Origin of the sequence: Winkia neuii subsp. neuii DSM 8576, assembly GCF_000420405.1 — a bacterium.
Taxonomy (GTDB): domain Bacteria; phylum Actinomycetota; class Actinomycetes; order Actinomycetales; family Actinomycetaceae; genus Winkia; species Winkia neuii.
In genome coordinates this window covers 156,797-169,700 of the sequence record NZ_ATUW01000005.1, presented here as the reverse complement: position 1 = coordinate 169,700, position 12,904 = coordinate 156,797, and the positions used below count along the sequence as shown (strand labels likewise).

General features: G+C 50.7%; 8 protein-coding genes. 6 read left to right on the top strand and 2 right to left on the bottom strand.

From position 1 onward, the window contains the following. Window positions 1-91 precede the first annotated feature (91 nt). The gene (locus tag G437_RS10940; RefSeq protein ID WP_024331753.1) at window positions 92-2,308 is read right to left on the bottom strand and encodes a leucine-rich repeat domain-containing protein; all 2,217 of its coding nucleotides are present in this window, start codon (window positions 2,306-2,308) and stop codon (window positions 92-94) included. A gap of 2,009 nt (window positions 2,309-4,317) precedes the next feature. On the opposite strand from G437_RS10940, the gene G437_RS0106445 reads away from it, so the two are divergent. The 3 genes from G437_RS0106445 to G437_RS0106435 all read left to right on the top strand — a co-directional run bounded on the left by G437_RS0106445 (window position 4,318) and on the right by G437_RS0106435 (window position 7,433). Next, window positions 4,318-5,604 (top strand): ABC transporter permease, encoded by a 1,287-nt coding sequence (locus G437_RS0106445; protein WP_208854303.1) that lies wholly within the window; start codon window positions 4,318-4,320, stop codon window positions 5,602-5,604. Between the two features lie 68 nt (window positions 5,605-5,672). Continuing rightward, window positions 5,673-6,791, top strand: a complete 1,119-nt coding sequence (locus tag G437_RS0106440) for an ABC transporter permease (protein WP_024331750.1) — start codon at window positions 5,673-5,675, stop codon at window positions 6,789-6,791. A 9-nt stretch (window positions 6,792-6,800) separates the two neighbouring features. After that, window positions 6,801-7,433, top strand: a complete 633-nt coding sequence (locus G437_RS0106435) for an ABC transporter ATP-binding protein (protein WP_024331749.1) — start codon at window positions 6,801-6,803, stop codon at window positions 7,431-7,433. A 172-nt stretch (window positions 7,434-7,605) separates the two neighbouring features. Here the strand turns inward: G437_RS0106435 and G437_RS0106430 are convergent, their stop codons facing one another. Further along, entirely contained in the window at window positions 7,606-8,733 is a 1,128-nt protein-coding gene (locus G437_RS0106430) for a metal ABC transporter substrate-binding protein (protein ID WP_051141903.1), read from the bottom strand. Between the two features lie 405 nt (window positions 8,734-9,138). Between G437_RS0106430 and G437_RS0106425 the strand changes: the two genes are divergently transcribed. The 3 genes from G437_RS0106425 to G437_RS0106415 all read left to right on the top strand — a co-directional run bounded on the left by G437_RS0106425 (window position 9,139) and on the right by G437_RS0106415 (window position 12,453). Then, the gene (locus G437_RS0106425) at window positions 9,139-10,164 is read left to right on the top strand and encodes a LacI family DNA-binding transcriptional regulator (RefSeq protein ID WP_024331747.1); all 1,026 of its coding nucleotides are present in this window, start codon (window positions 9,139-9,141) and stop codon (window positions 10,162-10,164) included. 85 nt (window positions 10,165-10,249) lie between these two features. Further along, entirely contained in the window at window positions 10,250-11,689 is a 1,440-nt protein-coding gene (uhpT, locus tag G437_RS0106420; RefSeq protein ID WP_244263222.1) for a hexose-6-phosphate:phosphate antiporter, read from the top strand. After that, complete coding sequence (locus tag G437_RS0106415; protein ID WP_024331745.1) at window positions 11,686-12,453, top strand: inositol monophosphatase family protein; 768 nt, start codon at window positions 11,686-11,688, stop codon at window positions 12,451-12,453. The genes uhpT and G437_RS0106415 overlap by 4 nt, the downstream gene beginning before the upstream one ends. Window positions 12,454-12,904: the final 451 nt, after the last annotated feature.

Below are 12,904 nucleotides of genomic sequence, written 5' to 3'. Positions count from 1 at the left end.
CCTCTTTGTCGTACTTATCTTGAGTGGAAGAAGAATTTGGGCATAAAAGTTGGCTCCCGCAGCCTTGCCGGGGGAGCCAACTTCGTGTGTACTAGGCTCTACGGCGCCGCAGCAGAAGCGTTCCAGCTGTGGCCAGAGCTAGGGATAGGCAAATAAACCCTGCAACACCGGTTCCCGTTGCTGAAAGCCTATTCGAAGTTACCGGCCGCTTAGGTGGCAGGTTCTCCGGCCTATCTTGCGGGGCAGGAACGATCATCGCCTTGGCAACAGGGATGCTTACCTTGCCGAGAAGCCTGCCTTTGGCGTCAAACAAAGTCACAGTGATTTTTTCGCCCGGGGTGGCGTTCGCGTCGGGAGTAACTGTAAGCGAGCCATCCTTGTTCAGTTTGGCAACGCCGGGGCCCTCAACGAGCAGCTTGGTGTGAGGGGGGACGGTACCCTTCTTTTTCTCAAGTCGAACCGATTTTCCGGGTGTAGTTGGAGAAAGAGCCCACTCGACTTTATCGGTTGAGGGCGGAACTACATGTCCTGCCTCGCAAGTAGCTTTTTCCGCACCAGTCATTTCGCGCATCTGAGTCTCGGCCTTGGCGGTGGCGTTATCGCTGTCCAACTCCCACTTATGCGCGGCGGAGTTCCACGTGTACGGGGTTGTAGTTACCTTGCGAGTTTGCTTGACTGTCTGCTTAGTGCAGTCTTTGGCATCGGTCTGGGGCGCATCTGTCCAATCGGTTGCCTCGACCTTAGACTCAGGTGGACCACCGGCACAGACCTTCAGCTCTGCGTCGGTCATGGCACGGGCTTGTTCTTCCGTTATGACCTTGGCCGTAACCGTGTCGAGCACCCAGGCGCGCTTAGCTATATCCCACGTGTACGGGGTAGTGGTTATTTTGCGGGTCTGCTTCACCGTTTTCTTGGCGCAATCCTTACCGTTAGCTGCGTCAGCCCAATCGGTTGCCTCAACCTTAGCTTTAGGTGCATCGCCAGCACACGTCTTCAGCTCTGCGTCGGTCATAGGCCGCATTTGAGACTCCGTCTTGGTTGCGGCAGTAGCCTTATCTAGCAGCCACTTTTTGGCCACGCGGTCCCATTTATGTGAGGTAGTAGTTACCGTTCGGGTCTGCTTCACCTTGCCGGCTTGGCAATCCTTGGCACCGCCATCCCTCGAGTCAATCCAATTGGTAGCCTCAACCTTGTCGGCAGGTTTAGCGGGTATAACAATGTAAGTTACCTGGCGTGGGCGCCGATCATTGGGATAATTCTTCACATCAAAGTAAGGCATCTTATCGCTTTGGAAAACCATCGAATGGTTACCGGCTTTGGTGAAAACTAGCGGATCTGTATCAGAATACTTCTTTAGGCCACTCGTTCCGGCCTCATATTCAGTCTTGGCCATTGGCAGCACTCCGGTGCAGTCGTATACAAGTGGCGCAGGTTTATTCACTTCAGCATAGATGGGAGTGTAAAGAGCATATCCAGGCTGGACCCGAGCGCGGATCGATTTGATATTGATTGGGCAAACCGGGCGCAAGTCGTGAACGTAGTTGTCATCTAGGTCCAAAAATTTCAGCTTACTCAGGCCCTTTAGGGCGCTTACATCCTGGACCGTGTTCCGTTCGAGATCTAGCCAAGTAAGCTTCGTAAGCCCAGCCAGAGGGGAAAGGTCAGTAATTAGTTTGAGGCCGTGTTCTTCGGGTTGTTCCTTGACCTCATAGGTGGTGCTGTTTGGACTATCGTGACCGAGCTTCAATTCTTCCAAGTCGGTAAGGCCGGCTAGCGGAGAAAGATCTGCCACCAGGTTGTTGTTCAGATTCAGTTTCTTAAGCTTTTTCAAGCCGGAGAGCGCCGAGGCGTCGGTAATCTTGTTCTCTGCTACAAGATCTGGCCGGAAAGAAAGGAAGTCAGCATGCAAGTCAAGCTCTTCGAGGTTAACCAAGTCCTTCAAAAACGAGATGTCTCGAATCCCGGCCTTGACCAGTGTCAGCTTCTTTAGCTTTGTAAGTTTCGAAAGCTGGGCTAGATCGTCAACTGGTACCGCGTCATTGTCGTATTGGTATTTTTTCTTGAATTTAAATTCTTCTAAATTGCGCAGCTTTGAAAGACCTTTGAATGAGCTGCACTGAAACTTCTTGACGGCATCTAGCTTGGCCTGGTCGGGCCACTTACCATCTTCTACGGTTATGCTGGCTTGGGTCTTTAGACAGGCGGCAAAATCCTTGTCGACTTTAGCGTCCTCGCTATGAGCTATGGGACTAAAGCCCAAACTGGCAACAAGGGCTAGCAACATTGCTGCCCCGGTAGTTCTTTTCATGAGACCTCCTCGCTGTGGGGTTAGGGGACCCTAACTTAGTTAAGCTTTAGTGCTTGCCGGCTTCAAAACAAGGTCAAATTTCTTAGAATTCTTAGTTTTGGTAAGTCGCTGAGAGTTCTTGTGCTGTAGTAAGACCCCTCGATTTAGATGCGGGGAATGTCAAGGAGGATGGATGTTTGCTGCCGCCCTGCCAGTGGCCATCTTGCGCGTGGTAGTGTTAGGAGTTTGTCCCAGCGCTGAGTTTGCGCACTCGCTCCAGCTTCAGCTTGCATCAGCCTACAGGCGGGCAATGATTGAGTTGCATTTAGTAATATGCATAGCGGTTAGCACCGCTTTTGTAACTTTCACTCATGCTTGAAAACTCAAAGTAGGAGCTGCGTGCACTCTGGCAAGAGTGGGCCTTTGCGGCAGTATTTAGCCTGAAAAAGAGGCAGTATATAAGGTAAACCCGCTCACCTTCGCAGGGATGCGGTGAGCGGGCCAAATGTTACCGATGAAACCCCACACAAGCCGGGACGGAGCCGAATACACATCCAACATGGAAGATCCGCCCCGGCAGGTGTTGGTAAATACCCTAGAAATAACCGGGTATGAAAATCATTGTAGGTAAGGGGCGTAGGTTTTAACAACCTCAACATATTGTATAGATTATAAACAAAATAAAATATGCGCCCGCCATTTTGAGGCGGGCGCAGGTGTGATACGCGGTAGATATTACGCAAGGCGGGGCAACGCTGTGAATATATATCACAGGTAATACTCGCCCCGACTTGCCACCAGTATGTACCCTACGAGGAAGGTACTGGAATGAGTCTACGGGGAAGTAAAAGAGTTAAACAACTATCACAAACTAGATAAATCTTTGGGAAAGTGTGAGCTTATTTTACAAACCAATTCTTCCTCCCTGCAAGGTGGATAGGTCGATATTGGTAGATATGTAACCCCGTCGCTGCGGAGGTTTCTAACGTACGGCCCAGTGAAGTGCCCGACTAATTTAGTAATCGTTAAAACGGGTAAATAAGGCTTGCCGGCCTAATTAGATTTGGATCGTGAACAACTATTAGAATTTGTATAAACCTGTAATTTATATTTGCTGGGCGGTTATGCTGTGAACACTGAGACGTCTTGTGGTAGGTGGCTAGCCTATATGCCTCTGGCTAGGTTGACCACATAAGTTAGAGCGGCCGTAGCCTGGTTGGGGTAATGTCGATGACCTGCCCACCTGAGACAGTCCAGGCGGACAGGTCATATATTCCCCATTGGCCAACACTAGCCAGGATGGAGCCGGAAACACGTCCAAACACGGAACATCCAACCGGCTAGTGTTACCAGTACCAGTGATCGACTAGGTACTGACGCAATGGTAAATGCAATTACTGTATTTCAACAACTGTCAAATCTAAGATTTAAAAATACTGACATTTTACTGGCGGAGCTTGCGAGCTTTAAAGCGCTTGTAGATTTCAAAGGAGGTTGCCCGCCCTAAGATGGTGAGGCCGGCGGAATACCCTGTGAAAGCTAGCCGGTTCGGAGTCCCTATATACACTCCAACCAAGGTGCCGCTCCGACTAGCCTCCTGGGCGTAATCGGAATGATTACTACACCAGACTAATAGCAGCTAAAGATATTAAACAATTGCAATAGGTGAGATATTGACATAGATGGTGTGGTGTAGTAAATGCGATAAGGCAGCTGAGGCGTAATACGATCGGCTTTAATCCGCAAACGTGGAAATGGTCGAAAAACAGCTTTTCACCTCTATGAAGACCGTAGTTATTTCAGTTAGCAGTTCCCCGGGGCTGTAGATGGATTCTGCCGGTTCCTCGCTATCGGATACGACTTCCATAATCGTCGCACAGCGGCATCATAGAAAGTCTTTCCAAGATGTAAGGAGCAAACAGCAAGCGATTGCAAAAGTAGGAGAAGACTTGACTTTCACATGTAGGGCCCTGAGGTATGTGGCCCGGCAACGCATAAAAACTTTGGTGATTTTTTCGATCATCACTACCATGGCCACGCTATTTTTAATCGCAAACGCGATCAGCTCCGCCACTGCACGCGCCACAACCGACATAAATGAGCGCAACGGTAAGGGCTTCACCCTCTCCAACAATATGCGTACAAACATCGGTACCCCGTCCGGGGCAGGAACCGTAAAGGCAAGGGATGTTGACAGCCTTGCCCGCATTGCTGGAATTAGCGGGCATCAGGTACGCCAGAATGCAACCGCGGACCTAGTAGGAGCCAAGATCCTGAGGGTAGGGAAAAATGAATTCGACCCCCGTAAAGAAGCCCAGTTTGGCAACGCAGCTCATATTTGGGGCGTCAACCAAACCAGACAAGACAAGAACATTCGCTCTGGCGCCCTCGCTTTGGTCGCCGGCAGGCACCTTACGGAAGATGACGTTCACAAAGCAGTAATCCATGAAGACTTAGCTAAAGCTAATGGACTAAAGCTTGGAAGCAAACTCACCCTTCGGGCAAACCCCTTCGACGCGGACAACCTCAAGAAATCTAGTACCCAAGTTGAAACAGAAATCGTTGGGCTCACCGCAGGACGCAACATCAAACAAGCGACACGTTCAGCTGAGCTCAACGGCAACACAATATTTACCGACCTGTCTACAACCCGACAGCTTTACCAAGTTGAGCCCAAGAGTGAGATATACCAAGATGCAACGTTCTTTCTGGCTAAGGATGCCAACATCAAGAAGCTCACGAAGGCGATAGGCACAACGAAGATAGATTGGAACAAATACCAACTAACTAATGCAAATGACTTCCTAGCCGGCATGTCGGCATCCATTAGCGGGGTGCGCTCGGCCGTGAAAACGACTATTACCGCAACCTCTGTATTTGCCTTCCTCGTTTTAACGCTTGTCCTCTTCTTGTGGATGCTGGAGCGCAAGAAGGAAACCGGAGTACTCCTAGCGATAGGTAAAACCAAAGCTTCAATTATTGGGCAGTATTTTAGTGAGCTAGCACTAATAGCCTTGCCGGCGATAGGCGGAGCATACGTTCTGGCGAATTTTACAGCCCAGAAGTTCTCAGACTCCGTACTTGCATCTGTAAATAAAGCAGCAATGGCCGCTCAGGCCAAGGCTGGAAATTTTGCTGCCGACATGGAAACAGCAATGGCAACAAAGACCCTGGATGCGCTGAAGGTGACAGTAACGGCGCAAGCCTTTGCATATACCACGGCAATGGTGGCTTCAATACTTGCCTTGTGCGTGCTAATTGCTGCGATTCCCATGTTGCGTAAGCCTGTACGAGAACTGCTGACAACAATAAAATGAGCATCTTATATAGAGCCCGCATATCACTCGTCCGCCGCCCGGCAAGAGGGACACTGCTAGCTGCAATAATGGCAGTTTTATTTGCAGCCCTGGTAGCTGCAGGAGCCATACATTCAACGTTGGGTGAGGTAATCGGCGAGATTAGGTCTTCTACCGGAAAAGTTTTTACCGCCTCCGGGAAGATTACCCCCGATTTGGCGCGCAAAATAGCCGCAATCGAAGGGGTAAAATCATACTCGCTTTACACGCAAATAAAAGCTAAACCTGTAGGTGCAACAGCCGTAGCTGCTGGGACAGTGCGACTAGATGGCGGTGAGCGTATTTCGGTGATCGGTACTACTGCAAGCCGCCTGCATCCGCACTTTGTAGGCCGGGCTTACTCCCTAAAATCCGGGGCACATATAAAAGGTTTTGGCAGGGGAGCCCTCGTGCACCAGAGCTTTGCTAAACAAAACAGCCTACAGACTGGCGATAGGTTTGTACTCTCGAAGGATAGACGGGTAGTGGAGTTAACTGTCGCTGGAATCTTTGTGGGGAAGAGCGACAATAATAATCCCCTAGAGCAGGCTGCTCCTGAAAACCAGATATTCACAACTCTTGAATCAGCATTCAAAATACAAGGCGATAAGCTTGTCGATAACGCCCGATACAAGCTGGACAGCCCCAAAAAGCTGCCAAAAGTGCTAGCTAAGGCCAGAGCGTTAGCCCCAGAGCTAGACTACTCGTCGAAAATGTATCAGCTTGCCTCCTTGGTAGGGGCTATATCAGGAGTTCAAAAACTCTTGACTTTGCTTCTTGGCGGCGTGTGCCTAAGTGGTGCAGGCATCCTCGTATGCACCTTTGTGTTCTGGCTGCGCTCTCGACTACGGGAAATTGGAATCCTATTAGCACTTGGTACAACAAAAATTAAGATCGCAGCTCAGCTAGCTTTCGAAATAGCCGTGACTACAGTTGTCGCAATCACCGTGGGAACTATTGTCGGTCTGAGCTTGACAGAGATTGTCGCTGGCACGGTCTACAAGGTGGCTGGTCAAGAAGGCCTCGGTGGAATCACGCCGAAAGCAACCTTGGTGGAAGTGCTACCAACGGTTGGAATCGGCCTCTTAGTGGTAAATGTGGCGCTTTTAGTAACGCTTTTGCCCATATTGAAAATTCCGACACTAAAAATTCTTTCAAAAACGAACTAGGAAACAATAATGACTATTCTGCAATTAGATAATGTAACTTACGCTTACCAGAAGGGGAGTACTCCTGTTTTAGACCGCGTCAATGTTAGTTTTGAGCGGGGTAAATTTTATGCAATCCTTGGGACGTCCGGGGCTGGGAAATCAACGTTGCTCGCCATGCTAGGCGGATTAGATAAGCCAACTAGCGGGACGGTTAGATTTGAAGGAGAAGATATAGCTAAAAAAGGCTACTCGCACCATCGTCGCAACCAAATATCGCTGATATTCCAAGCGTACAACCTTATCGACTATATGACGCCCTTAGAGAATCTAAGGTTAGTTGATAAAAGGGCAAAGGTTCAGGCTCTCGAAAAGTTGGGGCTCACGCCGCAAGAGGCGAAAAGAAATGTTATGGAACTATCCGGCGGGCAACAGCAAAGAGTGGCGATCGGCAGGTCTTTAGTTTCTAAGGCGCCAGTCATCTTGGCAGATGAGCCAACCGGAAACTTAGACGAAAAAACTGCCAGAGAGATTACCGCTATGCTAAGTGGGGCAGCGCATAAGACTAATAAATGCGTAATAGTGGTAACCCATTCAAAAGAATTGGCGCGGGAGGCAGACCTCTGCTTTAGATTGGCGCAAAAATCATTGGTAGGTATGTGAGATTGTTTCTTGTGGGCCCGTGCTCGTTATATTCGAGCGCGGGCCGCCTCCTTGCGGTTTGGTTTTAGATGACCTATCACTCGTGTGTGGCGGCGAACCTACCTGTCCTCAGGGACGGCAAAAGTGCGCGGTAGGCCTGTTTGGCCTACCGCGCCGTTCGTATTCTAGGTGGTTACTTTAGGCTAGCGGGCATGTCGGCAGCCTTGCCGTCCCATGCCTTTACCAGCCCGGTAACGTTGTGGGTGATGGAGCCGATGTAGGTTTCACCCGCGCTACCTGCCGGTCCGAGCGAGTCCCCGTAGAGGGCATCGTCGCCAATGATCGCCTTCACACCGGCGGCCTTGGCCACGGCCTCAATTGACTTGGAATTGTTGGAGTTTTCGGCGAAGAGAGCGACAGCGCCCGACTTCTTCACGTCTGCTGCAGCCTTTTGAATGTGATCGGCAGTTGCATCCTGCTGATCGCTAAAGTCCGAGAGAGCGGCGCCAATAAACTTGATGCCGTAATCCTTGGAGAAGTAACCGAAGGCGTCGTGCGAGGTGAACAGGACGCGGTGGGCCGGATCAACCGTGTCGATAGAATCTTTTACCCACTTGTCGAGGTCGGCAAGAGTCTTGGTGTACTTTTCTACGTGCTTGTCGAAAATCGCTTTGTTTTCGGGTGATGCCTTCGACAAGATCGCACCAATGTTCTTCACCTGAACCATGGTGTTCTTCGGGCTGGTCCACACGTGCGGGTCGTATTCGAATTCTGCCGGTTCGCCATTTTCTGGCGGGAACGGCCACTTGCGGACGTTTACTTTTTCTACACCGCGATCAATCTTGTAGGGCAGGGTCTTTTCTGCGTCGGCCATCTTGCCGCCGACTTCTTTAGAAGTGAGCACTCCGGAGGTGACGCCCATGGTGCCCTTGAAGCCGGTAGCCTTGACTGCACCGTCGAGGAAGTGCTCCAAGTCTACGCCGTTGACCAGCATGACGTCAGCCTCTGAGAGAGCCTTAGACTGCGCGGTGGTCATATCGTGTTCGTGTGCTGAAGCGTTCGGCGCTAGCAGGCAGTTCAACGAGATAGTGGTCTTAGCCTTTGCCGGATCAGCACCGAGGTTGGAGACCTTGCCAGATGCGTCAGTTTTCTTTAGTGCTAGCTGACTGTCAGCATCCTTACTCCCAGCAATCTGAGTTACGTAGTCGCAGATCTGGGTGGTAGTCGCTACCACGTTCACTTGGTTTTTATCTTTTTTATTTGCGGTGTCTTTTTTCCCGCCATCTGTAGCACCGCAACCGGCGAGGCTGAGTGCGAGCATGGCACATACGCCTGCTCCGAGGATTGACCGTTTCACGTTCTTTCCTTATAGATAGTTTCCGTACGTTGTTGCAAATGGCAACGGTTACCATTCTAAAAACGAAAAGAAACTTAGGTCAACCTAAATTGTGAGGGGCTTTCTAAACCTGCGCGGGTACATAGAATGGTCCACTGGTGTTGGAGGCACGTAACGGGCGCGCAAGAATGATAGGCGTTAGGCTCTTAGAAAGCATAGGTCGGGGAGTTTTTGGGACAAATGGGGGAAACTGCTCAAGATGATAGAGGGCTGCCTGAGCGTGTGCTTGCGGACCGAAATTGCTCGCTCTTACCTGTCTGTGGGGTGGGGAGCCCATCTGGATACGCCAACTCCCGGGATAGGCGGCGAGGGCGTAATAGAATTTAGAGCATGGCTTCAAGGCGGGTGACCCTAAAAGACGTCGCCAAACACACTGGCAGGTCGGTCTCGACCGTATCTTTGGCCCTGCGGGGTGATAGGCGCATAAGTGAGCCTGTGCGCCTAGTCATAGAGCAGGCAGCTAAACAACTAGGGTACCGAGCTGATCTGTCGGGAGTGTTGCTGTCGCAGACGAAGCCAAAGATTCTTGGGATAGTGGCAAGTTTCGATCAAGAGCTGCACACTTCCTACACCAAGGAGATTCTTGCCTTGGCGCACAAAGACAAGTTTCGGGTGCTTACGGAAAATATAGCTTTATATGCGAACCTACATGACCCGTTAGATAAACTCGCGCAGTTTAGAGTGGACACGGTCATTGCTATAAATCCTCCTGATGACGCGCGGGGGCTGCACCCTCAAGTGGTTATTGGGCAAGAAAGCCCGTATGCGCACGCTGATCTGGTGGCAAGTGATAATACGGTCGGAGCCGCAGAACTCGTAGAACATCTGTATTCCTTCGGGCATCGCAAGATTATTTACTTAGATGGGCCAGATGGGGTTTCAGCGCAAAAACGAGCAGCCTCCATTCAAGCCGCAGCAAAAAAAATTGGACTGCAAGTAAAGCGCTGGCGGGCTGGGAACACCCTGAGTGCAGGGTATAAAGCCGCAACTAGCGTTCTAGCTGACCTCTGGGGTACGGCGGCTGCGCCGCTTACCGAATGCAGTGCGATTGTTTGCTACAACGACCAGTGCGCCCAAGGAGCCTATCTGGCACTGTTAAAGTCTGGACTGTCTGTGCCAACCGACGTGTCGCTTGCGGGCTTTGACAATTCTGCAATAGCGGCCTCCTGTGCATTCTCCATAACCAGCGTGGACCGCCATCCGAAAGAGGTTGCAGCTGCCGCGTACGGCCGCGCTAAAGAACGCCACGCCGGAAGCGTCGAAGCCCCTCGCGAACTTCACTGCGCAACCAGCTTGAAGATTCGCTCCACAACCGGCCCCGCAAATTATCTAAATTCATTCAAACGTTTAAACTAGCCTGAAACAGTCTAAATACTCATATATTTCGATTTATTTGGTTGACCTCATTCAAACGTTTGAATAGGCTTTGACCATCACAAACGTGATTTTCTATCGGAACAACAACGGAGTTGACGACATGAAAACCCTAGGCAATTTTTTGGCACTTAAAGACGTGCCGAAGACAACACTTACACTACAAGAGCAAAGAGGCCGCTGGCTGAAAGAGTTCCTAAAAACCTACCTGGTACTCATCGTCGCCTACGGGGCTTTCTACTTGCTGCGCACAAACTTCAAAGCCGCCCAGCCCGAGTTGATTAACCAAGCAGGGTTTTCAACCACCGAGCTCGGTGTGATCGGCTTCGCCTTCTCGCTAACATATGGTTTCGGTGGGCTCTTCTTAGGATTTTACTTCGACGGTAAAAACACTAAAAAAGCCCTCTCAGCACTTGTAATCGCAGCGGGAGTTATCTCAGTAATAATCGGTATTGTGCTGATGAGCGCCAACCACCCCTACGGGTTTTTGATGATCCTGTGGGCCCTCAACGGCCTATTCCAGGCGCCAGGAGGCCCCTCGTGTAACTCGACCATGAACAGGTGGACCCCAAGATCCCTGCGCGGAAGGTTTATTGGCTGGTGGAACGCCTCCCACAATCTAGGCGCGATGATCGCCGGCGTACTAGCAGTATGGGGTGCTAACACCTTCTTTGGCGGGTCGGTTGCCGGAATGTTTATAACCCCTGCTGTAGTTGCAATTCCAATTGGTGTCTGGGGGATTGTCTGCGGCAAAGATGATCCGAAAGAACTGGGTTGGCGAAGCGCTGAAGAAATATTCGAAGAACCAAAGGCAACCAACGATCTTGTCTCTACTGGAATGAGCAAAGGGCAAATCCTGCTAACCTACGTTGTAAAGAACCCCGCAGTATGGCTGCTCTGTATTGCGAACGTTGCCGCCTACTGTGTACGAATTGGCATTGACAACTGGAACGTCCTCTACACTTCAACTGAACTAGGCTTTAGCCAATACACCGCCGTAAACACCACCTTTGCGCTTGAAACAGGCGGGCTCGCTGGATCCTTGTTGTGGGGCTACTTCTCAGACAAACTAGGTGGAAGACGAGCGCTGGCAGGATCCATAGGCATCGGACTCGTCATCCTCCCCATATGGGTGTACTCCCTCGCCACTTCAGTAGTTGTCGTATACGTAGCACTGTTCTTCATCGGGTTCCTGATCTTTGGACCAGTGACACTAATTGGCATCTGCGTAATCGGATTCGCACCAAAGAACGCAACCGTAGTAGTTAACGCAGTGCCCAGAGCATTTGGCTATATTTTCGGGGATTCAATGGCTAAGGTTCTGCTGGGTAGAATCGCAGATCCAGAAAAGAGCGGGCTAAACATCCTTGGCTACACTCTGCATGGTTGGGGGTCCACCTTCACCGTCTTGATCGCATCTGCCGTAGTGGGCCTAGCATGCCTGGCCGGTGTTGCATTACTTGAGGAAAAAATGCTCCGTGCCGATAAGAGGGCAGCGGCAAAATGAGCCTGAAAGAAATCAGCGAAATAGCGCTTCCTGTCCTCAGGCATGCAAGGCAGATTGCTTTAGAGGCCAGGGAGCTGGAAATCTCTGTAAAAGCCAATCGCAACGATCTGGTGACCCAGGTTGACAGAGAGATTGAAAACTATGTTGCCAAAGAACTTATCGCGCTCACAGGCTACAAGATGATGGGGGAGGAATCCCACAGTGTCGAAGACTTTAGAGGCAGAGTGTGGGTTCTAGACCCAATAGACGGAACAATGAACTATGTTGCCACCGGGCGAGATTATGCCATTTCCCTAGCACTGCTAGAAGGGGGCAAACCGATTTGGGGATGCGTAGTAGACGTAACTAAAGACCTCTTTTACGTAGCCGGGCTTGGTCAAGGGGCGTCATGTAATGGAGAGCCTATATGGGAAGTTGATAGCGAACGGAGCTTTGAAGACGCGATCATAATTACCGACATTAAAGAGATCTGCGCAATGCCCCGCCTTGCAAATGCGCTAGTGCATTCGCGGGGACACAGACGGTACGGCTCGGCGGCTCTAGAAATAGTGGAAGTCGCGGCTGGTCGGGCTGGAGCCTTCGTCCATATGTGGGTTTCCCCTTGGGATATCGCTGCTGCAACACTTATATGCGAGGAAGCAGGAGCATCCGTTACGCGCCTTGACGGCACGAGGATGGATGTTTGCCAAAAAGGCTCAATTCTTGCCGGTTGGCCAAACGTTCACCAGGGGCTACTTAAGGAGCTTATGATAAACGCACAGTGAAATGTCGCCCGGGCCTCACATGTGATCGCGGCGTGGGGCCCGTAAGGGCGACAAAAGAAGGTTACTAGTGAGTGGAGTGTTTTGGCATACCCAAGTTATAAGAATGGCGCTCGGTAGCAAGAGCCAAAAGGTGTGCGAAAACTCTTACCATTTGGACATGCCAAACCCTTAAACGTTTATTACCATTTTGAGTGGAACTTTGATTTTCAAGGGTTGTAGCGGTTTAGCCTGCTTGTTTCACTTCTTTCAGGCTAGATCGCTCCGTTGACCTGAACCCTAACTTTGTTCAGAGTTTTCCATATCCGGCGGCTATGTTGCACCTTGACTGAGTCGCCAAAGTGGAGCCCGCGCTTAGGGCAAGTGTTAATACTGGGCGCGGGCTTCTTTTATTTTGAAAATTCCGCCACACATAAGCCGCCAGTAGGGCCTCACGTCCCATTACAGGTAGGCA